At 68.7% G+C, this 25689-nt stretch carries 22 protein-coding genes; 17 read left to right on the plus strand and 5 right to left on the minus strand.

Going from position 1 to position 25689, the window contains the following annotated elements; genetic code table 11:
• The first annotated feature begins 23 nt into the window (after nt 1-23).
• The 3 genes from ACIN94_RS17730 (at nt 24) to ACIN94_RS17740 (ending at nt 2803) form a co-directional block, all read left to right on the plus strand.
• Nucleotides 24-1145: a citrate/2-methylcitrate synthase gene (locus ACIN94_RS17730; RefSeq protein ID WP_400706823.1), complete on the plus strand. Its 1122-nt coding sequence runs from the start codon at nt 24-26 to the stop codon at nt 1143-1145.
• 60 nt (nt 1146-1205) lie between these two features.
• Nucleotides 1206-1475 (plus strand): DUF3017 domain-containing protein, encoded by a 270-nt coding sequence (locus tag ACIN94_RS17735; RefSeq protein WP_400706826.1) that lies wholly within the window; start codon nt 1206-1208, stop codon nt 1473-1475.
• 113 nt (nt 1476-1588) lie between these two features.
• On the plus strand, nt 1589-2803 hold the full coding sequence (locus ACIN94_RS17740) for an NADP-dependent isocitrate dehydrogenase (protein WP_400706829.1): 1215 nt from the start codon (nt 1589-1591) through the stop codon (nt 2801-2803).
• A gap of 74 nt (nt 2804-2877) precedes the next feature.
• Here the strand turns inward: ACIN94_RS17740 and ACIN94_RS17745 are convergent, their stop codons facing one another.
• Complete coding sequence (locus ACIN94_RS17745) at nt 2878-4464, minus strand: sigma factor-like helix-turn-helix DNA-binding protein (protein WP_400706832.1); 1587 nt, start codon at nt 4462-4464, stop codon at nt 2878-2880.
• 235 nt (nt 4465-4699) lie between these two features.
• Between ACIN94_RS17745 and ACIN94_RS17750 the strand changes: the two genes are divergently transcribed.
• Nucleotides 4700-6589, plus strand: a complete 1890-nt coding sequence (locus ACIN94_RS17750) for a bifunctional serine/threonine-protein kinase/glutamate ABC transporter substrate-binding protein (RefSeq protein WP_400706835.1) — start codon at nt 4700-4702, stop codon at nt 6587-6589.
• On the opposite strand, the gene ACIN94_RS17755 is transcribed toward ACIN94_RS17750, so the two are convergent.
• A complete protein-coding gene (locus tag ACIN94_RS17755; RefSeq protein ID WP_400706838.1) occupies nt 6576-7112 on the minus strand; it encodes a PadR family transcriptional regulator in 537 nt (178 codons plus the stop codon). The two genes, ACIN94_RS17750 and ACIN94_RS17755, sit on opposite strands and share 14 nt — an antisense overlap.
• A gap of 70 nt (nt 7113-7182) precedes the next feature.
• Between ACIN94_RS17755 and ACIN94_RS17760 the strand changes: the two genes are divergently transcribed.
• The 3 genes from ACIN94_RS17760 (at nt 7183) to ACIN94_RS17770 (ending at nt 10667) form a co-directional block, all read left to right on the plus strand.
• Nucleotides 7183-8625 (plus strand): MDR family MFS transporter, encoded by a 1443-nt coding sequence (locus tag ACIN94_RS17760; protein WP_400706841.1) that lies wholly within the window; start codon nt 7183-7185, stop codon nt 8623-8625.
• A gap of 41 nt (nt 8626-8666) precedes the next feature.
• Entirely contained in the window at nt 8667-9644 is a 978-nt protein-coding gene (locus ACIN94_RS17765; protein ID WP_400706844.1) for a malate dehydrogenase, read from the plus strand.
• Between the two features lie 303 nt (nt 9645-9947).
• A complete protein-coding gene (locus ACIN94_RS17770; RefSeq protein ID WP_400706847.1) occupies nt 9948-10667 on the plus strand; it encodes a hypothetical protein in 720 nt (239 codons plus the stop codon).
• On the opposite strand, the gene galE is transcribed toward ACIN94_RS17770, so the two are convergent.
• A complete protein-coding gene (galE, locus tag ACIN94_RS17775; RefSeq protein ID WP_400706850.1) occupies nt 10654-11628 on the minus strand; it encodes a UDP-glucose 4-epimerase GalE in 975 nt (324 codons plus the stop codon). The genes ACIN94_RS17770 and galE overlap by 14 nt on opposite strands.
• A gap of 122 nt (nt 11629-11750) precedes the next feature.
• Here galE and ACIN94_RS17780 point away from each other — a divergent pair, with 122 nt between their 5' ends.
• The 3 genes from ACIN94_RS17780 (at nt 11751) to ACIN94_RS17790 (ending at nt 15186) form a co-directional block, all read left to right on the plus strand.
• On the plus strand, nt 11751-13133 hold the full coding sequence (locus ACIN94_RS17780) for a hemolysin family protein (RefSeq protein ID WP_400706853.1): 1383 nt from the start codon (nt 11751-11753) through the stop codon (nt 13131-13133).
• Between the two features lie 14 nt (nt 13134-13147).
• Nucleotides 13148-14152: a tryptophan--tRNA ligase gene (trpS, locus tag ACIN94_RS17785; protein WP_400706856.1), complete on the plus strand. Its 1005-nt coding sequence runs from the start codon at nt 13148-13150 to the stop codon at nt 14150-14152.
• A gap of 101 nt (nt 14153-14253) precedes the next feature.
• Nucleotides 14254-15186, plus strand: coding sequence for a YihY/virulence factor BrkB family protein (locus tag ACIN94_RS17790; RefSeq protein ID WP_400706859.1), 933 nt, complete (start codon nt 14254-14256; stop codon nt 15184-15186).
• A 116-nt stretch (nt 15187-15302) separates the two neighbouring features.
• On the opposite strand, the gene ACIN94_RS17795 is transcribed toward ACIN94_RS17790, so the two are convergent.
• Nucleotides 15303-16400: a D-alanyl-D-alanine carboxypeptidase family protein gene (locus ACIN94_RS17795; RefSeq protein ID WP_400706861.1), complete on the minus strand. Its 1098-nt coding sequence runs from the start codon at nt 16398-16400 to the stop codon at nt 15303-15305.
• Nucleotides 16401-16443: 43 nt separating this feature from the next.
• Here ACIN94_RS17795 and ACIN94_RS17800 point away from each other — a divergent pair, with 43 nt between their 5' ends.
• On the plus strand, nt 16444-16716 hold the full coding sequence (locus tag ACIN94_RS17800) for an SCO4848 family membrane protein (protein ID WP_400706864.1): 273 nt from the start codon (nt 16444-16446) through the stop codon (nt 16714-16716).
• Here ACIN94_RS17800 and ACIN94_RS17805 read toward each other — a convergent pair.
• Nucleotides 16672-18018: a peptide ligase PGM1-related protein gene (locus ACIN94_RS17805; protein WP_400706867.1), complete on the minus strand. Its 1347-nt coding sequence runs from the start codon at nt 18016-18018 to the stop codon at nt 16672-16674. The two genes, ACIN94_RS17800 and ACIN94_RS17805, sit on opposite strands and share 45 nt — an antisense overlap.
• A gap of 557 nt (nt 18019-18575) precedes the next feature.
• Between ACIN94_RS17805 and ACIN94_RS17810 the strand changes: the two genes are divergently transcribed.
• The 6 genes from ACIN94_RS17810 to ACIN94_RS17835 all read left to right on the plus strand — a co-directional run bounded on the left by ACIN94_RS17810 (nt 18576) and on the right by ACIN94_RS17835 (nt 25687).
• Nucleotides 18576-19817, plus strand: coding sequence for a M20 family metallopeptidase (locus tag ACIN94_RS17810; RefSeq protein ID WP_400706870.1), 1242 nt, complete (start codon nt 18576-18578; stop codon nt 19815-19817).
• A 309-nt stretch (nt 19818-20126) separates the two neighbouring features.
• A complete protein-coding gene (locus tag ACIN94_RS17815; RefSeq protein WP_400706873.1) occupies nt 20127-21191 on the plus strand; it encodes a BMP family protein in 1065 nt (354 codons plus the stop codon).
• 125 nt (nt 21192-21316) lie between these two features.
• Nucleotides 21317-22867: an ABC transporter ATP-binding protein gene (locus ACIN94_RS17820; protein ID WP_400706876.1), complete on the plus strand. Its 1551-nt coding sequence runs from the start codon at nt 21317-21319 to the stop codon at nt 22865-22867.
• On the plus strand, nt 22864-24003 hold the full coding sequence (locus tag ACIN94_RS17825; RefSeq protein WP_400706879.1) for an ABC transporter permease: 1140 nt from the start codon (nt 22864-22866) through the stop codon (nt 24001-24003). The genes ACIN94_RS17820 and ACIN94_RS17825 overlap by 4 nt, the downstream gene beginning before the upstream one ends.
• Entirely contained in the window at nt 24000-25289 is a 1290-nt protein-coding gene (locus ACIN94_RS17830) for an ABC transporter permease (protein ID WP_400706882.1), read from the plus strand. Before ACIN94_RS17825 ends, ACIN94_RS17830 begins: the two co-directional genes overlap by 4 nt.
• A complete protein-coding gene (locus tag ACIN94_RS17835) occupies nt 25289-25687 on the plus strand; it encodes a cytidine deaminase (protein WP_400706885.1) in 399 nt (132 codons plus the stop codon). Before ACIN94_RS17830 ends, ACIN94_RS17835 begins: the two co-directional genes overlap by 1 nt.
• Nucleotides 25688-25689 lie beyond the last annotated feature (2 nt).

A 25689-nucleotide genomic window follows, 5' to 3' on the forward strand; every position in this document is an offset into this window, starting at 1 on the left:
GAAGATAAGCGGAGGAAACACTTATGGCGGACAAGCCCACCAAAGGACTCGCTGACGTCGTGGCCGCGTCCACGGCGCTCAGCGACATCGACGGTCAGGCCGGTCTCCTTTTCTACCGTGGCTACGACATTCACGACCTGGCCGGCCGTACCACCTTCGAAGAGACCGCCCACCTGCTGCAGCGCGGCAGCCTTCCCACCGCGGAGCAGCTGGCCGCCTACGGGGCGGAGCTCGTCAGAGGACGTAAGCTCGGCACTCTCGTCGGAGCGAACATCGCGGAGATCGCGGGGAGACAGGCGCCCATGGAGGCGCTGCGCACGCTGGTCTCGCTGGCCGGGGGCGACGACCCGGACAAGGACTCCAACAGTGCCGAGGCCAACCTGCGGAAGGCCGCCCGGCTGACCGCGCAGCAACCGCTCCTCGTCGCCCGCTACCACGCAGCCAGGACGGGTGCCACGGTCCCGGAGCCGGACCCCGAGCTGGGCATCGCGGCCAACTTCCTGCTCCAGATCACCGGTCGCACCCCCGGCCCGCGCGAGGTGGGGATCTTCGACACCTGCCTGGTGCTCCACGCCGACCACACGATGAACGCCTCGACGTTCGCCGCCCGTGTGTGCGCCGCGACCCTGTCCGACATGCACTCGGCCATCGTGGCGGCCATCGGCACCCTCAAGGGTCCGCTCCACGGCGGAGCCAACGAGCAGGTCATGCGGACGCTGGAGTCGATCGACCCGGCCGCCGTCGCCCAGGCCGTGCGCGACCGGCTCGCCGCCGGCGAGAAGATCATGGGCTTCGGGCACCGGGTGTACAAGACCGAGGACCCGCGCGCCACGCACCTGCGGCGGATGTCGCAGGAGCTCGCGGACGCCTCCGGCGACGACACCTACTACCGGATGTCCAGGGAGATGGAGGAGGTCGTCTTCGAGACGAAGGGCCTCTACCCCAACGTGGACTTCTACGCGGCGACCGTCTACCACTATCTCGGCATTCCGACAGACCTGTTCACTCCGGTCTTCTCGGTCAGCCGCATGGCAGGATGGACGGCGCACGTCATTGAGCAGCACGCCGACAACCGCCTGATCCGCCCGGACAGCGAGTACATCGGTGAGCGCGACCAGAAGTGGAAGCCTCTAGCGGAGCGATGAGCCGGGTGCGGGAGACGAGCCGATGAGTGCCCGAGTGAACGGTGGCCATAGGTGGGAGCGGTGAGCACAACTCAAGAGCGCTGGGGACCGTATCCGGTGGTGCTGGTGGGGGCGGTCCTCGCTGTGACCTTCGGCGTCCTGCTCGACCCCGAATGGGGAGGATTCACCCTCGGCGTGGTCATGACGCTGGGTGCCATGTTCCGGCTGGCCGGCGGCGGGCTGCTCACCGTACGGACCAGGACGACCGATACCGCCACGCTGGCCGCCTTCGGCGTCGCGCTGGCGGCCGGCTCGCTGGTGCTCGAATATCCGGAGCTCATGCCGCTGTAAGCGGGAGGACCGGGTGGGGCGCGAAGCGCTCATACCCGTCCGATAGCCTCAACGGCCAGTGAGCCTCAAAAGGACTGTCTGGCCAGTGTTAGTTCAGAAGGGGAACCACACACATGCCCAAGATCAAGGTAGAGGGTCCCGTCGTCGAGCTTGACGGCGACGAGATGACCCGGATCATCTGGCAGTTCATCAAGGACCAGCTGATCCTTCCCTACCTCGACGTCGACCTGAAGTACTACGACCTCGGGATCGAGCACCGCGACGCCACCGACGACCAGGTGACGATCGACGCCGCCAACGCGATCAAGAAGTACGGCGTCGGCGTCAAGTGCGCCACCATCACCCCGGACGAGGCGCGGGTCGAGGAGTTCGGCCTGAAGAAGATGTGGAAGTCCCCGAACGGGACGATCCGTAACATCCTCGGCGGCGTCATCTTCCGCGAGCCGATCATCATGTCCAACGTGCCGAGGCTCGTCCCCGGCTGGACCAAGCCGATCGTCGTCGGCCGTCACGCGTTCGGCGACCAGTACCGCGCCACCGACCTGAGGATTCCGGGCGCGGGCACGCTGACCCTCACCTACACGCCCAAGGACGGCTCGGAGCCGATCGAGCTCGACGTCTACGACTTCCCGGGTTCCGGCGTCGCGATGGCGATGTACAACCTGGACGAGTCGATCCGCGACTTCGCCCGCGCCTCCATGCGGTACGGCCTGGCCCGTAACTACCCGGTCTACCTCTCCACGAAGAACACGATCCTGAAGGCCTACGACGGCCGTTTCAAGGACATCTTCGCCGAGGTCTTCGAGAGCGAGTTCAAGGCCGAGTTCGAGGCCGCGGGGATCACCTACGAGCACCGCCTGATCGACGACATGGTCGCCGCGGCGATGAAGTGGGAGGGCGGCTACGTCTGGGCCTGTAAGAACTACGACGGTGACGTCCAGTCCGACACGGTCGCCCAGGGCTTCGGCTCGCTCGGCCTGATGACCTCGGTCCTGATGACCCCCGACGGCCGGACCGTCGAGGCAGAGGCCGCCCACGGCACCGTGACCCGTCACTACCGTGAGCACCAGAAGGGCAACCCCACCTCCACCAACCCGATCGCCTCGATCTTCGCGTGGACCCGTGGCCTTCAGCACCGCGGCAAGCTCGACAACACCCCCGCGGTGAGCGACTTCGCCGCGAAGCTTGAGCAGGTCTGCATCGAGACCGTCGAGGGCGGTCAGATGACCAAGGACCTGGCCCTCCTCGTCGGCGGCGACGCCAAGTGGCTGACCACCCAGGACTTCCTGGCGGCCCTGGACGAGAACCTGAAGAAGAAGATGGCCTAGCCATCCCCGCGGAAGGGCCGCCCATCGGGCGGCCCTTTTCGATTTACGGGCCGCCCCGTCCGGGGAGCACGCCGTCAGGGTGCCGTCACGGCGCCGAGCACGATCAGGTCGTCGTCGGCGAGGCCGGTCACGCGGTGCGTCCGTCCGGTGACGGCGTCCACCCGGAAGAAGCCGGTGGGATGACCGCCTGCCTTGTCGGTCATCTTGACGACGACCTCGCGGGCGCTCAGCCAGCCGATGACCTCTGCCTTGGCGGGATCTGCCTTGGCGGGATCGCTCAGGGCGGGGAGCGGGAGGTGCCTGGACACCAGCCGCGACCGGGCGTCGATGATGTGGAGGCTGCCGGCCTCGGCACCCTCGGTTCCGACGGCGGCCACATGCCTTCCGCTGGGGGAGTCCCGCCAGACGCGGTAGTTCTTGCGGAGCCAGCCGGCGGCCTTCTCCGCGGCTGTCTCGTGCCCGGCGGGCAGGAGGGTCGTGGTCCCGGTGGTGAAGTCGGTCCGCAGCCGGCGCTTACCCAGCTGGACGGTGAAGTGGAGGCCGTCCGGGGAGACGCTCACCCGGGTGCCGTTCTCGGTGTCCGAGGGGACCAGCACGGGCGACAGGTACCGTTTCACGCCGCTGTGCAGATCGTGGGCGACGTACCGTCCCTCCGCCGCGCTCAGGTAGGCGATGCGATGCCCGTCGGAGCTGACGGCCGGACTCAGCGGCCAGGAGTCCCTGCCGTCGCTGTGCGCCAGCCGCTCCGCCGCGTCGGGAACGCTCATCGTGGACTCGCAGCGGTCCCGGCCCTCACAGGTCACGGAGCCGGGCGCCGAGCCGCCCGAGCCGCCTGAGCCGCTGCCGGCCAGCTTCAGTGTCCAGCCCGCGCAGACGACCTTCCCCGCCTGCGCCGGCGCGGCACCGTCACCCGCGGGAACGGTGCCGCCAAGACATCCGTCGGGGACCGCGTAGCGGATCGCGAGGGAGGTGCGCGGAGCCCGCCACGGCTGGAGGTCGGAGGCCGGCTCCGGACTGGAGGTGGGCGCGGCCTCCGTGGACTCCGTGGGAGTCGGAGGGGCCGGGTTCCGCTCGCCCAGAGCCGCGTTCCACGCGTGTCCCTGGGGGAACAGGGCGAAGGCGGTGATGAGGCCGATCGGGATGAGGGCCGCGACCGCAGTCAGGAAGGCTCCGCGGTTGCGGCGGCGCCGTAGCGCGCGCATGGACCGCGCGGTGAGGTCGGGGACCGATGCCTCGCCCGCCGCCGTGGCCATCCTCTTCTTCAGCCGGTCCACGTTGCCCTTGGTGAGTGTGGCCAACCCCTCGGTGATCTCTGATTCCACGGTCTCCACGGGGATGCCGAGGACGGTGGCCATCTCGGCGTGGGTCCTGCCGTCATGGAGGCAGGCGACGAGGAGGAGGCGCTGCCGGGGCGGGAGCCGTACCAGAGCGGTGGCTCCTGCGGCGGTCGGCCGGTGGAGGAAGCGGCGGTACAGGGCGATGTGGGCGTGCGTGCTGGAGTCCTCCCAGGGGGGCGGAGGCCAGCTGAGGCCGACCGTGCGCAAGGACCACAGGGCCAGGCGGATGGCCTGCTCGTGGCTGCCGGTGAGGAGGAGGGCCGTGCCGACGAGGGAACGCTGATCGCGCTGGATGAATTCGCGATAACCGATATATCGGCGCATGGGGGATTTGCTCCGGCTTGCCTGAGGGACGGTCAACGGTAGCGATCTAAGCGGCTGGAGTGCCAGCTTGGGGCGATTGTTGGTAATTGAGGAGGTCGGCGTGTCCGGCGCACCGCCTGCCGCCATGGCGGTGGCGGAGGCGGAGGCGGAGGTCACTTCGGGATAACGCCGCGGGCGGACGGGTCAAGGCATCGTAAAGTTTGGCTGGTTGGAGATTTACTAGACCATAGGGACGATGATGCCGGAGATCGCGCCGCTGGAAGCGGGGGAGCCGCGCCAATTGGGGCCGTTCCGTATCGTCGGCCGGATCGGCGAGGGCGGGCAGGGCGTCGTCTACCTGGGCGTGAAGGAGTCGGGGGAGCGGGCGGCGGTCAAGCTGCTGCACGTGAAATTCTCCGGCGACACGATCGCCAGATCCCGGTTCGCCCGGGAGGCACGGGCCGCGCAGCGGGTCGCCTCGTTCTGTACGGCGGGTGTGGTGAACGTCGATCTCGAAGGCGACACCCCCTACATCGCCAGCGAATACATCGAGGGCAGGTCGTTGCAGGAGGTCGTGGAGACCGGCGGACCGCTCCGGGGCGCGGAACTGCAGCGGCTGGCGATCGGCACGGCCACCGCTCTCACCGCGATCCACCACGCCGCGATCGTGCACCGCGACTTCAAGCCGGACAACGTGCTCATCGCCCCCGACGGTCCCCGCGTGGTGGACTTCGGCATCGCCCGCATCATCGACTCCACCGGCACGATAACCAGCCGGGCCATCGGCACCCCGGCCTACATGGCGCCCGAGCAGATCTCCGGCGACGACGTCGGTCCGTACACCGACGTGTTCGCATGGGGGGCGACGATCGCGTTCGCCGCGACCGGGGAGATCGCCTTCGCGGGCACCTCGATCGCGATGGTGCTGAACCGCATCCTCAACCACGAGGTGGACGTCGGCGTCATGCCGGAGCCACTGCGCGGAGTGGTCCGTTCCGCGATGGCCAAGTCGCCCGCCGCACGTCCCTCGGCCGACCAGATCCTGCTCCGGCTGCTCGGCCACCCCGAGACCGTGGACGCGTCACCGGCCGTTCTCAACGAGGGGGTTCAGGTCGCCGGTCCGGACACGGACGAGGCCACCAACCTCATACGCGTGCCGAGACCCCCCTCGGACCGGCTCGCCCCCCGTAAGCCGTCCCCGCCGCCGACCTGGCGGAACACGATCCCGGACCAGGACACGGATCCGGGTCCGCCCCGGCGTCCCCGCCGGGGGCGCTGGATCGCCGCCGCCGCCGTGGCCGTCGCGCTGCTGACCGCCGGCACGGTCACCGTGGCCGTCAACGGCTGGCCGCCGCGCTTCGGCGCCGCCGCCGGGCCCACCGAACCCGCTCCGGCGACGTTCGCCTCGGTGGCGGACAAGGCGGCGAAGACCGGCAGGCTCACCGTCGGCATGCGTGACTTCCTGCCGGGCATCGCGCTGAACAGCGGCGGCAGGTGGAGCGGATTCGAGGTGGACCTCGCCACCGAGATCGCCGCGGCGCTGGGGGTGCCCGCCGGCGGCATCACCTTCCGGGCGACCAGCAGGGAGGAGCGGCCGAGGCTGCTGGCCACCGGCGACCTCGACCTGGTCGTCTCGACCTACTCGATCAACGACACCGACGGCGTCACGTTCGCCGGGCCGTACTATCTCGCCCACGTCGACGTGCTCGTCAAGGACGGCTCCCCGATCCTGTCCGCGGCCGACCTGGAGGGCAGGCGGCTCTGCCAGCCCGCCTCCAGCGTCTCGGTCCGCGTCCTGCAGGGCAGGGTGAGGCAGCTGACGCTGGTCCCGGCCGCCACCTACACCGACTGCATGAACAAGTTGCTGGCCGGCGAGGTCGACGCGGTCCCCGGCGACGACCTGGTGCTGGCCGGATTCGGCAACCGGGAGAGCATCGGCTACAAGGTGCTCGGCCTGAAGCTGACGGACGAGCGCTACGCGGTGGCCATAAAGAAGGGCGACAAGCGCACGTGCAAGGCCGTGCAGGGCGTGATCGCCGACCTGTACAGGAGCGGCATGATGAAGAAGCTGCTCGACCGGCACTTCTCCAAGGTCGCCTTCGCCACCCGTGAGGACGGTCTCCCGGCCATGGCTAGCTGCGGCTAGAACCCTCGATCCGGTCCGCGGTCTCCCGGGCCCAGTCCCGTATCGTCCGCATCTGGCGGATTCCCAGGTCCAGGGCGTACTTCCCGAACTGCGCGTTCTCGTGTGAGGTCTGCTGCGCGGCCCGGAGGTCGTGGAGAGCCTCCAGCTCGGCGAGCTTGGCGCCGTAGGCCTCCGCCTCGGCGCGCAGCAGCGCCGCGGCCTCGTGCGGTTCCAGAGTGGGCAGCAGGAAGGCGCGGAGCGCCCCCTCGTCACGGAACGACCGTGAGGGCTCTCTCTCGATCAGCCACGCGCGCAGCTCCCGCGCGCCCTCCTCGGTGATCGCGTAGGTCTTCCGGCCGCGCGGCCCCTCCTCCTCGACCGTGATCAGGCCGTCGGCGGCCATCTTGTTCAGCTCCGGATAGATCTGGCTGTGCCGGGCCTGCCAGGCGTAGTTGATCGAGCTCTCGAAGAGTTTCGTGAGGTCATAACCGCTGGCGGGACCGGAGACGGTCAGCAGACCGAGGAGCGCGAACCGAAGGGACATGGCTCCATCATATCTATGGATTGACATGTAAGAAGTGACACGTCACCATCAACATGTGTCTAATGACTTATTGACCCCCTTGGAAGGGACACGTCCCAAGAACGGGCTGCTCCTGCTCGCCGTACTCGGCGGGATGTTCCTCGCGATGCTCGACCAGACGATCGTGGGCACCGCGCTGCCCCGGATCACCCAGGAGCTCGGCGGCTCCGGCCTCTACACCTGGGTCGTGACCGCCTACCTGCTGACCTCCACGATCACCGTCCCGCTGTACGGCAGGCTGTCGGACACCTACGGGCGCAAGCCGCTGCTGCTCGTCGGCGTCGTAGTGTTCCTGCTCGGCTCGGCCCTGTGCGGTCTCGCCCAGGACATGACCCAGCTCATCGCCTTCCGCGCGCTGCAGGGCCTGGGGGCGGGCGCGCTGCTGCCCCTCTCCCTGGCGCTGGTGGCCGACCTGTTCCCGCCGGACAGGAGCGGCCGGGTCCAGGGCGCGCTGGGCGGGGTGATGGCACTGAGCTACATCGCCGGCCCCTTCCTCGGCGGTGTCTTCACCGACCAGGCCGGCTGGCGCTGGGCCTTCCTGGTCAACCTCCCCATCGGCCTGGCCCTCGTCGCGATCATCGTGGTACGGCTGCCGCACGTCGCCGGCCAGGGGCGCGGCGTCCGCCCCGACTACCTCGGCATCGCGGTGTTCAGCGCGGCGATCAGCCTCCTGCTCCTCGGCCTGACCGAGAAGGGTCTGGACGGCCACACCTGGACCAGCGGGCCCGTGCTGTGGCCCCTCGTGGCCGCTGCCCTGCTCCTGCCGCTGTTCGTGCTCGTCGAGCGCGGTGCCGCACAGCCGATCGTCCCCCTGGAGCTGTTCCGCAACCGGACCTACACGCTGGCCAACATCGCCTCGTTCATCACCGCGTTCTGCCTCTACGCCGCGGTGGTGTTCCTGCCGCGCTACTTCCAGGAGGCCATGGGGCTCAGCGCCACCGACTCGGGGCTGCGCATATATCCCCTCATGCTCGGGATGGTGGCCGGCAGCGTGATCACCGGTGCCCTCATCTCCAGGACCCGGCGTTACAAGCCATGGCTGATCGCCGGGCCGTTCCTCATCGCGCTCGGTGCCCTGCTCTGCGCCGGGCTCACGGTCGAGACCCCGGGTCTCGCGCTCGCCGGATGGATGGCGTTGCTCGGCCTCGGCATGGGACCGATGCTGTCCGGCCTGACCGTGGCGGTCCAGTACGCGGTCCCGGCCCGGTTCATCGGCACCGCCAGCGCGAACCTGACCTTCTTCCGGCAGATCGGCGGCTCGGTCGCGCTGGCCCTCGCCGGAACCCTCTACGCCTCCGTGGTCCGGGACGAGGCGCCCGCCCACGGATTGACCGCGGCCCACGCCGCCGCCACCGCCACCGTCATCCCCTGGCTCGCCGCCGGCGGGGCGATCGTCGCGATCGCCGCGCTGGTCACCCTGCCCGGAGGCCGGATCAAGGCACTCGCCGCAGGACCGCCGACGCTGGACGGGTAACATCCGAGCGTCAGAATTCATCCTTCGAGTGGGGGAAGGTCATGGCCCAGACTCCCGTAAAGGTCACCGTCACCGGCGCCGCCGGTCAGATCGGCTACGCGCTGCTGTTCCGCATCGCGTCGGGCCAGTTGCTGGGCGCCGACGTCCCGGTCAAACTGAGCCTGCTGGAGATCCCGCAGGCGGTCAAGGCCGCCGAGGGCACCGCGATGGAGCTCGACGACTGCGCGTTCCCGCTGCTGAGCGGCATCGAGGTCACCGACGACGCCAACCGGGCCTTCGACGGCACCAGCGTCGCGCTGCTGGTCGGCGCCCGTCCGCGTACGGCCGGCATGGAGCGCGGAGACCTGCTCCAGGCCAACGGCGGCATCTTCGGCCCGCAGGGCAAGGCCATCAACGACAACGCGGCCGACGACATCCGCGTCCTGGTCGTGGGCAACCCGGCGAACACCAACGCGCTGATCGCCCAGCAGCACGCCCCGGACGTCCCGGCGGAGCGCTTCACCGCGATGACCCGCCTGGACCACAACCGCGCGCTGTCGCAGCTCGCCGCCAAGCTCCAGATCCCGGTCACCGAGATCAAGAAGATGACCATCTGGGGCAACCACTCCGCCACGCAGTACCCCGACCTGTTCCGCGCCGAGGCCGGCGGCAAGGTCGCCGCCGAGCAGGTGGACGAGGCATGGCTGCGCGACACGTTCATCCCGACCGTCGCCAAGCGCGGTGCCGCGATCATCGAGGCCCGGGGCGCGTCCTCGGCCGCCTCCGCGGCCAACGCCGCGATCGACCACGTCTTCGACTGGGTCAACGGCACCGAGTGGACCTCCGCCGCGATCCCCTCCGACGGTTCGTACGGCGTGCCCGAGGGACTCATCTCCTCCTTCCCCGTCGCCTCGCGCAACGGCAGGTGGGAGATCATCCAGGGCCTGGAGATCGACGCCTTCTCCCGCGAGCGCATCGACGCCTCGGTCCGCGAGCTCGAAGAGGAGCGCGCCGCCGTCCGCGAGCTCGGCCTCATCTGACCTCACGTCTGAGCCCGTGAAAAGGGGCCCCGGTCCGCCGGGGTCCCTTTTTCGCGCCGTGGAGAGTCTGATCGCTCCGGTTCCGGCCGGGTTGCCCGCCTCCCCCCAGACGGTCACTCTGCGGGGAATCGGCGGCGTGTCGCGCGTGTGGTGAAACGGCGCCCCGGCGTTAAATGATCATTGAGGTTCGGGGGATCGGTGTTCATGGCGCATGGTGTGGCGCGGGTCGTCGCTGGAATTGTCAGTCTTGCTCTCGTCGGAGCGCCCGGGGCGGTGCCGGCGGACCGTGGAGAAGATGATCCGATGGGGGCGGACCTGTCCGTGCGGATGGAGACCTCGCCGAAGGCCGCGCAACCTGGACAGCCGCTGCTCTACCGCGTCGAAGTGCACAACCTCGGACCCGAGGACGCCGTGCTGCCCCTGCTCACCATCCGGTTGCCCAAAGGGGTGGAGATCCTCCGTGTCAATGTCGCCGAGTGTCATTCGGGCACGGCGGCCAACGAGGTGGTCTGTCCCTCCGAGCGCGATGTGATGGCCGGCGACATCGGCGGGGTGATGATCAGCGGCCTGGTCCGCCCGGGTGTGCGGGGTCCGCTCACGGCGACCGCGACGCTCTCCTCGGAGGTCGTGGACGTGGACGAGACGGACAACACCTCCCGGGTGCTGACGGAGGTGGACGAGGGTGCGGATCTGGCGGTCCGGCTGTCGCGCAGGGCGCGTGTCGGCAGGCTGGTCGCGATGGGCGCGGTGGTCCGCAACCGGGGGCCACGGGCCGTCCGTGACGCCGCCCTCTTCCTCCACACCCGGCGGGCGCGCTTCCTGTCGGCGACAGGGGCGCGGTGCCGCTCGTATCTGGGCCTTGTCGGCTGCAGGCTGCGCGCGGTCCGCCCCGGCAGGCAGGTCAGCCTGCGGCTCGCCTTCCGTACTCACCGGGGCGTGCCGCGGGTCAAGGCGACCGTCTACTCCACCCATGTGGGTGACCGCCGCCCCGCCAACAACACGGCCCGTATCAACCTGCTTTAGAGCGCTCGGGCAGGGCGGTCCAGGCGTCGGAGACGATGTCCCGGACGGACGGGTGCTCCGGCTTCCACCCGAGCTCCCGCCGGATCTTCTCGGAGGAGGCCACCAGCACCGCCGGATCTCCGGCGCGGCGCTCGCACACGACTTCGGGGATCTCGTGTCCGGTGACCTCGCGGCAGACCGACAGGACCTCCCGCACCGAGAAGCCCGTGCCGTTGCCCAGGTTGTAGATCTTGTGTTCTCCCGTCGAGCAGGCCTCCAGCGCCAGCAGGTGAGCCCGGGCCAGATCGGCCACATGAATGTAGTCGCGGACGCATGTCCCGTCCGGAGTGGGGTAGTCCGTGCCGAACACGCTGACCGACTCGCGTGCGCCGAGTGCGACGGTGAGGAGGTTGGGGATCAGGTGAGTCTCCACGGTGTGTCGTTCGCGGTAGACCCGTCCGTCTCCGCCGGTGTAGGCGCCGCCGACGTTGAAGTAGCGCAGGCTCACCGCGGCCAGGCCGTACAGTCCGGCGAACGTGGTCAGCGCGGTGTCGACCGCCAGCTTGGACGCGCCGTACGGGTTGGTCGGCCGGGTGGGGTCGGTCTCCAGGACCGGGGAGCGTTCCGGCTCGCCGTACGTGGCGGCGGTGGAGGAGAACACGATCCGCCCGACGTCGGCGGCGCGCATGGCGTCGAGCAGGGAGAGGGTGCCGCCGAGGTTGTGCGCCCAGTAGAGCCCGGGACTCTCCACCGACTCGCCGACCAGGGACTTCGCTGCGAAGTGGAGAACGCCGTCCATCCCGGGCAGCACCTCCGCGGCCTCGGTGATCGACCCCTCGACGAAGCGTGCGCCCGCCGGCACCGCGTCCGCGTGGCCGGTGGAGAGGTCGTCCAGCACGGTGACCCGATGGCCCGCCTCGACGAGTTGCGCCGCGACGACGCTACCGATGTATCCGGCGCCACCGGTGACCAGCAGCTTCACAGAACCCCCTGTTTGATGGTGTGCGAGTCTGTTTATTTTTGTAAGGCTATCGCCAGCATATGCTTGCACATCAAATATCGGCCACAGCCGGAACGGGCGACGGCCACAACGGAGACAGTCTCGTGAACAGCGTCCTGGCGGACATCGCCTTGGTCATGCTTTTCGTATTGATCGGGGGGTTCTTCGCCGCCGCCGAAATGGCCATGGTCTCCCTCCGGGAGAGCCAGGTGCGCAAGCTCGACGCCCGGGGCCGCCGGGGGGCGAGGGCGGCCAAGCTCGCCCGCGACCCCAACCGCTTCCTGTCGGCGGTGCAGATCGGCGTCACCGTGGCCACCATGTTGTCGGCGGCTTTCGGCGCCGACACTCTCGCCCGGGAGCTGATCCCGATCGTGGACGGGTGGGGTGTGCCCAGGGCCGTGGCGGTCCCGTTCTCCCTGGTGCTGGTAACCCTGATCATCTCCTACGCCTCGCTGGTGCTGGGCGAGCTCGCGCCCAAGCGGATCGCCCGGCAGCGCGCCGAGGGGATCTCGCTGCTGGTCGCGCCCTTCCTGGATCGGATGGCCGCACTGTCGCGGCCGATCATCTGGGCGCTGTCCAAGTCCAGCGACGGCGTGGTCAAGCTGCTCGGCGGCGACCCCGAGGCCGACCGAGAGAAGATCTCCACCGAGGAACTGCGCGACATGGTGGTCGGCCACCAGGAGCTCGCTCCGGACGAGCGGCACCTGATCGCGGAGGTCTTCGCGGCGGGCAAACGGCAGCTCCGCGAGGTGATGCTGCCACGCACCGAGGTGGAGTTCATGTCCGCCGACACCCGGCTGGCCGAGGCCGCCGTCACGGCCGCCGCCATGCCGCACTCCCGGTTCCCCGTCTACCGCGACTCCTACGATGACATCGTGGGTTTCGTCCATATCCGGGACCTGCTCGATCCGGTGCTGACCGGATCCATCGAGCCGATCAGCGAGCTGGTGCCGATCCGTCCGGTCAAACTGGTCCCCACCAGCAAGCGGGTGCTGGCCACGCTCTCGGAGATGCGCCGCGAGGGACACCATCTGGCGATCGTGATCGACGAGTACGGTGGCACGGCGGGCATCGTCACCCTGGAGGACCTGGTCGAGGAGTTGATCGGCGACATCCGCGACGAGCACGACGTCGAGGACAAGCCGGTCGTGCTGCCCGCAGGGGAGGTCGAGCTCGACGGGCTGGCCAACCTCGACGAGGTGGCGACCGAGACCGGGATCCGGCTGGCCGACGGCCCCTACGAGACCCTGGGCGGGTTCGTCATGGCGGCCCTGGGCCATCTGCCGACGATGGGGGAGCGGGTGGAGATCCCGGGGTTCGAGATGTCGGTCACCGACATGGACGGCCGCAGGGTCTCGCGGGTCCGCATCAAACGCCGGGCCTGCCCGCCGGAGACACCGGCCTCCTCGGATCCGGAGAGTCCGGCCTCCTCGGGTCCAGAGGCGCCGGCCGCCGAGCCGGGGGCGCCGACCACTCCCGACACCTGACACAATTACGTGCTATGGCCAGTCCTCGCGTCCTGTCCGGCATCCAGCCCACCGCCGACTCCTTCCACCTGGGCAACTACCTCGGTGCCGTGCGGCAGTACGTCGCCATGCAGGAGGGGTACGACGCGTTCTACTGCGTCGTCGACCTGCACGCGATCACGGTGGACTACCAGCCGGAGGTGCTGCGCCGCCGCTCCAGGATCGCCGCCGCCCAGCTCTTCGCCGCCGGACTCGACCCGGAGCGCTCCACGGTCTTCGTGCAGAGTCACGTCCGCGAGCACACCGAACTGGCCTGGGTGCTGATCTGCCTCACCGGGATGGGCGAGGCCGGCCGGATGACCCAGTTCAAGGACAAGTCGGCGAAGTTCGGTGAGAGCTCGGCCGGCGTCGGTCTGTTCACCTACCCGATCCTGCAGGCCGCCGACATCCTGCTCTACCAGGCCGACCAGGTCCCGGTCGGGGCCGACCAGAAGCAGCACCTGGAGCTCACCCGCGACCTCGCGCAGCGCTTCAACCACCGTTTCGGTGAGACCTTCACGCTGCCCAGGCCGCACATCGTCAAGGGCGTCGAGAAGATCACCGATCTGCAGGACCCCACGGCCAAGATGTCCAAGTCGTCCTCCTCGCCCGGCGGCATCCTGGATCTGCTGGAGCAGCCGGGGCCGCTCCGCAAGAAGGTCATGCGCGCGGTCACCGACACGGGTTCCGAGGTCCTCGCCGACGACGAGAACAAGCCCGGGGTGACCAACCTGCTCCGCATCCAGTCCGCGCTGACCGGGACGCCGATCTCCGACCTTGAGGCCCGCTACGCCGGGCAGGGGTACGGCGCCTTCAAGAAGGACGTGGCCGAGGTCGTCGTGGAGAGTTTCACGCCGATCCGGGAGCGCACCGAGAAGCTGCTGGCCGACGAGGCCGAGCTCGACAGGATGCTCGCCGTCGGCGCCGCGCGGGCCCGTGTGGTGGCCGCCGAGACCATGGCCAAGGTCCGCGACCGGGTGGGGTTCCTGCCCACGCTCTAACCTCGGGCGCTTCCTCCGCCCGGGCGCTGTCCCCGCGGAACCGTCGCGAGTACGTGCCCGCGTCCACGCACGATGAGGCGGCGGTTGGGTAGGTGAAGCGAGTGAAAAGCGTGCGGGGACGGATCCGGGCGGTCCAGGAGCGGGCCCGGGAGAAGATCGAGGACGACCGGATCCGGTGGCCCTGGTTCGACCATCTGATCAGGAGCGTGCACCGGTACCAGGTCCAGTCCGGCGGCCGGCTCGCCGGGGCGGTGACCTACTTCGCGTTCCTGTCGTTCTTCCCGATCATCGCGCTGGCCTTCGCGGTCTTCGGCTACTTCCTGTCCGTCCGGCCGGACGCCGTCGCGACCCTGCAACGGGCCATCAACCAGTATCTGCCCGGCCTCGCCGACAAGCTCCCCATCCAGCAGATCGCCGACTCCCGGGCCAGTGCCGGGGCCATCGGCCTGGTCGGTCTGCTCTACGCCGGTCTCGGCGCGATCGACGCCCTGCGCGGCGCGCTCCGTGAGATGTCCATGACAGCCGAGCCCTCGCTCAACTTCTTCCTGGCCAAGCTCCGCGACCTGGCGGCCCTGGTCCTGATCGGCATCACGATGATCGTCTCGGTGCTGGTCGGCGGATTCGCCACTCAGGCCAGCGGGACCGTGGCCGGGTGGCTGGGCCTGTCGGCGTCGGTGATCGGCGGCGGCTCGGTCTGGCTCGTCGGCCTGGCGGTCAGCGTGCTGACCGACACTGTCCTCTTCGTGATCGTCCTGCGCTGGACGGGCCGCTCGCGGCAGCCGCTGAGGGTGGTGCTGCGGGGCGCGCTGGTGGGCGCGGTGGGCTTCGGCCTGCTCAAACAGCTGGCCGCGCTCCTCCTGGCGAGGACGCTCCACAACCCCATCTACGGAGCGTTCGCGGTGATGGTGGGACTGCTGATCTGGATCAACCTGTCGGCCCGGGTGGTTCTCTACTCGGCGGCCTGGACGGAGACCGCGTCGCTCGGCCCCCCGCCCAAGCCCACGCCGATCCCCGGTGGCGGCGCCCCCGTCTAGACCTCCAGGCGGTCTCAGCGCCCTTTAAGACGCTTTAAATCCTTTTATGCACCTTGAAGTGCTATTGGGGTGCTTTCATGCCTTCTGGGTCCGTTTGAGGGCCGTCGGGCCCCTCCCTAGCGGGGACGCCTGCGCATGCCGTACACCAGCCAGGACACGCCGCCGAGCAGGATCACCCCTATAACGGAGAGGCCCACCGGAAGGATCATTCCGGAGCCGGGTCCGGCCGTGTCGCCGGGCAGCGCCACCGGTGTCATCGCCGCCCCCGGCGGGGCGGCCTGGAGGGCCGGGCGGGTCGGCAGCGGTGCGGCGTCGGGGACCGGGTCCACCAGCCGGCCGACCGAGGTGACCTTGCCACGGGTGGCGAAACCCCAGTCGAGCAGGTCGGCGACCTCGTTCCAGAAGTAACCGTCGTGCCGCATGATCGACACGATGATCGTGTGACCGTCGCGCCTGGCCGCGCCGACGAAGCTGCCCAGCGCCTTGGACGTCCAGCCGTTCTTGACACCGATCATGCCCTTGTAGCGCCAGAGCAGCTTGTTGTGGTTGCCGATCTCGTAGTAGCCCTTGGGGGCTGGAAATTTGTCAGTCTTCGTGCTGATGTATCGCCGAAAATCGGGATTGGCGAGCCCGGCCCGGGCGATCAGCGCCAGGTCGTAGGCCGAACTGCTCTGACCGGGCTTGTCCAGCCCGCTCGGCGTCTTGGCCACGGTGTCGAAGGCATGGAGCCGCTTGGCCTCGGCGTTCATGTCCTGCAACGTCTTGGCCAGGCCGCCGTTGGCCTCGGCCAGCGCCATCGCCGCGTCGTTGCCCGAGACCAGGAGCAGCGCCTTGAACAGGTCCTGAACGGTGTAGAGGGGTTTGGAGACCAGGCCGACGGCGCTGCCCTCCTCGTTCACGGCACGGCTGCTCGGCCTGATCCGCTGGTTCTTGTCGAGCTTCGGGATGAGAGTGAGCGCGGTCAGCGCCTTGAGCGTGCTCGCGGGCAGATAGCGTCCGTGAGGGTCCTTGGCGGCCAGCACCTCCCCGGTGTCGGCGTCCGCGATCACGTAGGACCGGGCGGCCGTCTTCGGAGGCGCCTTCACCCCGGGCGGGGCGACCAGGCCGCGCTCGCCAAGCTTGGTGCCGCCGACGGGCTCGGTCTCGGCATGCGCGGAGCCGCCCAGAAAGACGGTCGTCGCGAGCAGCACCCCGATGGGTGCGACATGTTTCATCCCCATAGTGATCTCAGGGTAGCTTCGTACGGATTCGTATGAGGTGACCCACACGCTGACCAGGGAAGAGAGCTGGCAACGGAATACTGATGTCATGCAAATGTCGCGAAAGATCGCCGGATTTCTGATCGCCGTCGCCGTTTTTATGATCTTTGAGTGGATCAATCTCGGCTTCAACCTCGCGGACGGCCACCCGACGGCCTTCTACGTGGTGCACGGCATCCTGATCGCCGTGAACATCGTCGTGGCGATCGCGCTCGGCGTGCTCGGCCTACGCGGGCTGCTGGGAGAGCGCCAGCAGGGTCCTCCGGTGTAGCGCGGCGGCCTCTTCGGCCGAGTCGCCGATGCTGGTGAAACCGAGCTTGCCGAACTCCGGAACCGCGCCGAGCATGTGCAGGACGTTGCCCGTGCGGGACTCGCGGTCGAAGCCGAGGCCTCTGTCGTGGACCAGCTTGACGACCTCTCCGGGGGTACGGCCCCGCAGGCGGGTGGCGGTGCAGTTGTCGGTCGCCACGTAGTACTTGGACCGGCCGTCGCGCATGAGCGTGCCGGTGACGGGATCGTAGGCGGCGCCGGTGGTCAGCAGCGCGGCGCCGAACGGGTGCGTGGTCCCGCCGATGCGCAGGTTGATCTCGCACAGCAGGGGCCGGTAGCCGGCGTCGGTCTTGACGGCGAAGAAGTCCATGCCGAACAGGCCCACCACGCCCCGCCCGGCGAGGACCCGGGCGATCTGCTCGGCGCACGCGCCGACCTGGGCGCGGTACTCCGGGTGCGCGGGGAAGGAGCACCCCTGGTAGACGTCGCCGTTCGGGCCCCCGAGGATCTGCTCGTGCGTGGCGACCACGTCGTAGGCGCCGCCGGGGGTGATCCGCGCCAGCGCGCTGGGGGAGCGCAGGTGCAGGTCGTCGACGAACTCCTCGATCACCGCGCCCCGCTCGGCGATCTTCTCGGCGAACGTCGTCCACGTCTCCTGCGCCGCGGAGAAACTCGTGTGGCAGGCGGTGAGCGGCCGCTCGTCTTTGATCACGATGGCGTTGCCCAGCCCGGAGTAGCTGTTGTTGAGCTTGACCATCAGCTTGGACGTGGGGCTCAGCGCGCGGGCCGCGTGCTCCACCTCGGTCAGCGACCGCAGGTCGGCGAAGCCCCGGGGCATCGGCACCCCGGCCTCCTCGCCGATCATGCGTCCGCCGCTCTTGGACCCCAGGTGGGCCAGCGCGGTGGCCGGACCGTAGATCGGCAGGCCCAGGATCTCGGCGAGCCGCTCCTCGTGCTCGCTGACCACGAACGGCACCATCCACGCGCCCGTCGCGCGGCGGAGCGGCGAGCGGATCCGCGCGATGATGTCCGGGCGGCGCAGCAGCGACACGGTCAGAGGGTTGGTGTGCGGATCACCCAAACTGATCATTTGCAGACGGGTGCGGGCCTCGTCGGGGTCGTCGAGGAAGCTCAGGTAGTAGTCCACGATCGCGGTGTCCACCGGCATCGAGGAGAGGTAGACGACCTCCACGTCCGGCTGTCTCAGCGTGAGCAGGAGGAACAGCAGCCGTTCCTCGTAACACAGGACACCGGTGATCCTGCGCAGCTCATCCTGGGGGAGTGACAGTGACGGGATGACCACCAGGGTCCCCTCGTTCGGTTCAAAAATGCTTAATCTTGAATGCTTCTCCCCGAACGGGATGTTAGTGATCATATGCGGAGTGAAGCACGCATTTTTCTGGTTTACATCACTCTCTCTGGTTCGATGACCGGCACCTGAGGTCACGTAAATTGCCAGGTCGCCGATGTTTCAACGGGGCCGCTACCGACCACCACCGCGACGGCATCACCCGGTAGGGCTATCGCCCCCTAGTCCATCCGGGTCATAGGGCCTGGTCCGAGTGGGTCATGCGTCGCGGGAGCAGGGGATGGGACGGCAAAACATTTGGCTTAGATGTCGGCGGGCTGTCGCTGAGGAGGGATAAAGTCGATGTCATCGCCAGCACGCCGGTGGTCTCACACTGGTCTGCCACTTCCGTGCGGGCGGTTCATCGGTCGTGCTGGCGTGGCCTATGGCACCCACCCCGGCCCATCGGTGCGACGATCATTTTTTCGGACTGCTCCATGGATCGCACGATTCTGAGCAGTGGCACAGTGCGTCGACGATTCAGACTGCTGGCGCGGATGGGATGGTAACCAATGCGGGGGCGTAATTTTCGGGGAGAACTCGACACGTTCCTCGCCGGGCGTGAGCGGGACCTGATCGACTTCCGTCGTGACCTGCACATGCATCCCGAGCTCGCGTTCGCCGAATACCGCACGACACAGCGTGTCGCCGACCGGCTGACCGCGGCCGGCCTCGTCCCCTCGGTCCTCCCGCGCGGCACCGGCCTGATCTGTGAGGTCGGCAGCGGCGACGGGCCGACCGTGGCACTGCGGGCCGACATCGACGCGCTGCCCGTGCCGGACGAGAAGGATGTGCCCTACAGCTCCACCGTCCCCGGCGTGTGCCACGCCTGTGGCCACGACGTGCACACCACGATCCTGCTCGGCACCGCGATCTTCCTCGCCCAGCAGGCGGCGGCCGGACTGCTGCCCGGCAGGGTCCGGTTGATCTTCCAGCCCGCGGAGGAGCTCCCCGGCGGGGCGCTGGAGGTCATGGCCTCGGGCGGCATCAGCGGGGTCGACCGGATCTTCGGCCTGCACTGCGACCCCCGGGTGGACGTCGGCAAGGTCGGTCTCAAGGTCGGACCGATCACCTCCGCCTGCGACAAGGTCGCGATCCGGGTGAGCGGTCCCGGCGGGCACACCGCCCGGCCACACCTCACCGCCGACCTGGTCTTCGCCCTCGCCAAGATCCTCACGGAGTTGCCCGCCGGGCTGTCCCGCCGGGTGGATCCGCGCTCGTCACTGAGCCTGGTCTGGGGCAGGGTCGAGGCGGGCTCGGTGGCCAACGCGATCCCGGACGACGGCGTCGCCGAGGGCACCGTGCGCTGCCTGGACGAGGACGCCTGGCACGCCGCTCCCGACCTGATCAAGGCGCTGCTCGACTCGGTCGCGGGCGCCTACGGCGTCGAGGCCCGGATGGACTACGTCCGTGGCGTGCCGCCGGTGGTCAACGACGAGGTCAGCGTGCAGATGCTGGCCGAGGCCGCCGCGGGCGTCCTCGGGGAGGGTGCCGTCGTACCGACGCAGCAGAGCCTGGGCGGCGAGGACTTCGGCTGGTATCTCGAATCCATTCCCGGCGCCTTCGCCCGGCTGGGCACCCACAAGCCGGGTTCGCTCCAGCTAGGGGACATCCACCAGGGCACCTTCGACGTGGACGAGACCTGCATCGGCACCGGTGTGCGGTTCCTGGCGGCGACCGCGATGACCGCGCTCTGGGAGGGGCAGCGCCCCAGCGCCAGCGAGCCGCTCGTGTCGCTGAACCTGGACAAGTAGAGCGATGAATGCCCGGGGGCAATGGGCCATGACACCCGTGCCCCGTCGGCGGACTCCGGTGTCCTGACTCCCGGGACCGTGGGGGAGAACACATCTCTCCTCCCACGGTCGCGGCGACGGCCGGTGTCCGGGCGTCCGAATAGCGTCTTTTCTGGTCACAGTCGCGACTGAGGTCGGTAACAGGCAGGTTGCGGACTTGGGCGCTGGTTTGGAGTGGTGTATCCGACCAACTATCTTCCGTGCAGGGTTGCCGTGCGTTTCTTCGCGCGTGCACAAAATTTGGTACGGCGGAGAGATGGAGGAGTCACCTTGCTTCGCAGTCGGTTCGGCAAGATGGCAATGGTCACTACGGCGGGGGCCATGCTCATGGCCGCGGCCGCGTGTGGCGGCGGTAGTGATTCGGGAACGAGCGACGCGACCTCCGGGGCGAGCAGCGAGGCCCCCAAGGCGTCAGGCCTCAAGATCGGCCTTGCCTTCGACGTCGGCGGTCGTGGCGACAAGTCCTTCAACGACTCGGCCTACGCGGGCCTGGAGCGTGCGCACACGGATCTCGGCGCCGAGATCAAGGAGCTCAGCCCGTCCGCTGACGGTTCCAACCGTGGTGAGCTGCTCCGCCAGCTCGCCGAGGCGGGCTACAACCCGATCATCGGTGTCGGCTTCGCCTACGGCGATGACATCAAGGCTGCCGCCACCGAGTACCCCGACATCCAGTTCGCGGTGGTCGACTCGGCCTCCAACGCGCCGAACGTGACCGGCCTGCTCTTCGCCGAGGAGCAGGGCTCCTACCTGGCGGGCGTGGTGGCGGCAGAGAAGAGCACGTCCAGCCACCTGGGCTTCGTCGGCGGTGTCGAGAACGACCTGATCAAGAAGTTCCAGGCCGGTTTCGAGGCGGGCGCCAAGTCGGTCAAATCCGACATCAAGATTGACATCAAGTACCTGACCCCCGACGGCGACTTCAGCGGCTTCAAGGCCCCGGACAAGGGCAAGATCGCCGCCGAGAAGATGTACCAGGACGGCGCGGACATCGTCTACCATGCTTCCGGTGACTCGGGCCTGGGCGTCTTCCAGGCGGCGGCCGCAGCCGGCAAGCAGGCCATCGGCGTCGACTCCGACCAGTACGAGACGGTCAAGGAAGAAGACCTCAAGAAGGTCATCATGACCTCGATGATCAAGCGCGTCGACGTCGGCGTGTTCGAGTTCATCAAGGCCTTCCAGGGCGGCGCCAAGGGCGGCGAGAACAACGTCTACGACCTGAAGGTCGACGGCGTGGGCCTGTCCACCTCCGGCGGGTTCATCGACGACGTCGCCGCCAAGGTCGACGAGGCCAAGAAGAAGATCGTCGACGGTTCGGTCACCGTTCCTTCGAAGCCGTAAGTCCGTGCCCCCGCGTGTCCGAGCGGACCGCGGGGGGCGACCTCCGAGGGACGAGGTGAGTCATCCCTCGTCCCTCCCTCTCCATCACGATCCAGTGAGCCGGCCAGGCTCTCCAGGAGAACGCATTGTCGACGAGCCCGGACACCCTCGCCGCGGCGCCACCCGCCGTGGAACTGGAGGGAATCACCAAACGCTTTCCCGGCGTCGTCGCCAACCATGACATCCGGATCGCCGTCAAGCCCGGCACGGTGCACGCCATCGTGGGCGAGAACGGCGCGGGCAAGTCCACGCTGATGAAGATCCTGTACGGGATGCAGCGGCCGGACGAAGGCAAGATCAGGGTTAATGGCGAAGACGTCAACTTCCGTACCCCCAGCGACGCGATCGCGGTGGGGATCGGAATGGTGCACCAACACTTCATGCTGGCCGACAACCTGACCGTGCTGGAGAACATCGTCCTCGGCGCCGAGCCGAAGAAGGCCGGCCTGCTGGACACGGCGGGCGCGCGCAGGCGCATCAACCAGCTGGCCGAGACCCACGGACTCCATGTCGACCCCGACAGGATGGTCGAGGAGCTCGGTGTCGGCGACCGGCAGCGGGTGGAGATCCTCAAGGTCCTCTACCGCGGCGCCCGCGTCCTCATCCTCGACGAGCCCACGGCGGTCCTCGTGCCGCAGGAGGTCGACGAGCTCTTCGCCAACCTGCGCGAGCTCAAGGCCGAAGGTCTCACCGTCATCTTCATCTCGCACAAACTCGACGAGGTGCTGAGCATCGCCGACGCCATCACGGTGATCCGGCGCGGCACCACGGTCGCCAGCGTCAGCCCCGGCGCGGTCACCGCCAAACAGCTCGCCGAGCTCATGGTCGGCAGCGAGCTGCCCACCCCGGAGACCCGGGAGTCCACGGTCACCGACCGCGTCGTACTCGACGTGCGGGGCGTGACCATCGGGAAAGGCGCCGCCAAGCCGCTCCTCTCGGATGTCACCTTCCCGGTGCGCGCCGGCGAGGTCGTGGGCATCGCGGGAGTCGAGGGCAACGGCCAGTCCGAGCTGATCGAGGCCATCATGGGCCTTCAGCCGATCGACCAGGGGCAGATCCTGCTCGGTGAGCAGGACATCACGACCTGGTCGACGCTACGGCGGCGTGAGGGCGGCATCGGTTACATCCCGGAGGACCGGCACCGCCAGGGACTCCTGCTGGAGGCGTCCCTGTGGGAGAACAGGGTGCTCGGCCACCAGACCAGGGAGCCCGCCCGCAAGGGGATCTGGGTGAACCGCCCGGCCTCGCGCAAGGACACCGAGCGCATCGTCAGCGAATACGACGTCCGTACGCCGAGCATCGACACGTTCGCCCTGGCGCTGTCCGGCGGAAACCAGCAGAAGCTGATCGTCGGACGGGAGATGAGCGGTGAACCGAAGTTCCTCATCGCCGCCCACCCGACCCGTGGAGTGGACGTCGGAGCCCAGGCCGCCATCTGGGACCATCTGCGCAACGCCCGCGCCGAAGGTCTCGCCGTGCTGCTGATCTCGGCCGACCTCGACGAGCTGATCGGCCTGTCGGACAGTCTTCACGTCATCTACGGCGGGCGCATGGTCGCCCGTCTCGACCCGAGCCAGGTCACCCCCGAGCAGCTCGGCGGATACATGACCGGGGCCATCGCGGAGGAACAGTCATGATGCCCGCGAGGCTGCAACGCACCCTGCTGACCCTGGTGGGCGCTGCGGTGGCGGTCCTGCTCGCCGTCGTGGTGTCGAGCATCGCCATTCTCGCGGCCGGGGCCAGCCCGATCACCGCCCTCAAGGCGATGTTCGACTTCGGCGACACCCAGGCGCAGGTGGTCAACGCCATCACGTTCATCCTCAACCGCGCCGTCCCGCTGTTCATCGCCGGCCTCGCGGTCGCCATCGGCTTCCGGATGAACCTCTTCAACATCGGTGTCGAGGGCCAGTACCGCATCGCGGCGATCGTCGCCGCCTTCGTGGGATCCCAGTTCGTGCTGCCCGGGCCCATCCAGATCACCGTGATCATCGTCGTGGCGATGGTGGTGGGCGGGCTCTACGCGCTCATCCCGGCCATGCTCAAGGTGACGCGCGGGGTGAACGAGGTGATCTCCACGATCATGCTCAACTACATCGCGATCAACCTCGCGGCCTTCCTCGTACGTGGCCCGTTCACCGGGGAACGCGCGGAGGGGCAGCTCACGACGTCGACCCCCGGACTCCCTGAGTCGGGATGGTTCCCCAACCTGGACTTCCTGTTCCAGATGTTCGGCCTGCCCGCGCCCCGTGGCGGCCTGTGGGGCTTCCTCACCGTGGCGATCGTGGTGGGCGTGGTCATCTGGGTGGTGCTCGAACGGACCAGGTTCGGCTTCGAGGTCAAGGCCAGCGGCCTGAACGCCTCAGCCGCGCTCGCCTCCGGAGTCAACCCCAAGCGCATGGTGATCTCCGCGATGGTCCTGTCCGGCGCGATCGCCGGCCTCATCGGCCTGCCGGAGCTCCTCGGCCGCACCCACGCCTACGGCTCGAACTTCACCGCGGGCCTCGGCTTCCTCGGCATCGCGGTCGCCCTGCTCGGCAGGAACAAGCCGGTGGGCATCGCGATGGCCGCGCTGCTCTTCGGTTTCCTGGACCGGGCCGCCGCCCCGCTGCAGTTCGCCGAGATCCCCCCGTCCGTCATCGCCATCATCCAGGGCACGATCGTGCTCCTGGTCGTGATCGCCAACGAGATCACCAGCCGGGTGTCCATGCGCCAGGAGGAACGGCGAGCCGCCCGTCAAATCGGTACCACTAGCCAAGCAGAGGTGGCCGCATGACCACGTCCGTGGCCACCTCAGAGGCCCGCCGCGTGCGCCGTTACCATCTGGCGCTCGTCGGTGTGGCGCTGCTCATCCTGCTCCTGTCACTCGCCCGGATGGTCGCGGGTGCGCCGGAACTCACGTCCTCGGGGACGTTCTCGGCGGCCCTGCTGCTCGCCGTACCCATCGCGCTGGCCGGACTCGGCGGCCTGTGGGCCGAGCGCGCGGGCATCGTCAACATCGGCCTCGAAGGCATGATGGTGCTCGGCACCTGGTTCGCCGGATGGGCCGGCTACCAGTGGGGGGCCGCCGCCGCGCTGATCGCCGGTCTGATCGGCGGGGCGCTCGGCGGCCTGATCCACGCCATCGCGACCGTGACGTTCGGCGTCGACCACATCATCAGCGGTGTGGCGATCAACCTCCTCGGCCCCGGGATCACCCGGTTCCTGTCCGAGGTGCTGTACGCGCCGGGCACGGTCGCGGCGGACAAGGGCGCGGGCATCACCTCGTCACCCGGACTCGCCTCCGAGGCCCCGAGCGTCAGCCTGCCGATCCTGTCCAGCGGCCCCGACCTGCTCGGGAAGCTGGAGAACACGCACTGGTTCCTGGTCTCCGACATCGCCGGAATCCTGCGCGGTCTCACCCATGATGTGGATGTGCTGGTCATCCTGGCTGTGGCGCTGATCCCGCTGACGTTCTTCGTCCTGTGGCGCACGTCCTTCGGGCTGCGGCTGCGGTCGTGCGGCGAGAACCCGTGGGCGGCGGAGTCGCTGGGCATCAACGTCTACCGGACCAAGTACATCGCGACCGTCATCTCGGGTGCGATGGCCGGCCTCGGTGGCGTGTTCCTGGTCTTCGTCACCACCAAGTACGTCGAGGGACAGACCGCGGGCCGGGGATTCATCGGCCTGGCGGCAATGATCTTCGGTAACTGGCGGCCGGGTGGCCTCGCTGTCGGCGCCTCGCTGTTCGGCTACGCCGACGGTCTGCAGCTGCGCAGCTCCCAGTCGGTCACCGGGCTGCTGCTCTTCGGCGCCATGCTGCTGCTGATCTACACCGGTTACGAGGTCCGCAGGCGTCTCGCCGCGGGTGAGCCCGGTGTCCGGCAGTACACCGGTGCCGCGGTGGCCTCGCTCGCCGCGGTGGTGCTGCTCTGGCTCTGGCTGACCATCGACAAGCTGCCCAACGAGTTCGTCTTCATCACACCGCACGTGCTGACGCTGCTGGTTCTTTCGGCGGCTTCACAGAGCCTGCGAATGCCCAAGGCCGACGGCGTGCGCTATCGCCGAGGAGAGCAGCACTGATGGACCCGATCGACTGGGCCGCACTGAAGGCGGCGGCCGTGGAGGCCATGGGCAACGCCTACGCCCCCTACTCCAAGTTCCCCGTCGGCGCCGCCGCGCTGGTGGACGACGGCCGCATCGTGTCCGGCTGCAACGTGGAGAACGCCTCCTACGGCATCGGGCTGTGCGCCGAGTGCGGGCTGGTGTCCGCGCTCCAGGCCACGGGTGGCGGCCGGCTGGTCGCGTTCACCTGCGTGGACGGGCACGAGGAGCTGCTCATGCCGTGCGGGCGCTGCCGCCAGCTGCTGTTCGAGTTCGGTGGCACCGAACTACTCGTGGAGACCGTGGACGGCCCCAAGACGATGGCGGAGATCCTGCCGTACGCCTTCGGGCCCGACAACCTGAGTCGGGGGGACTGACA

Source organism: Streptosporangium sp. NPDC087985, from assembly GCF_044741965.1.
Classification (GTDB): domain Bacteria; phylum Actinomycetota; class Actinomycetes; order Streptosporangiales; family Streptosporangiaceae; genus Streptosporangium.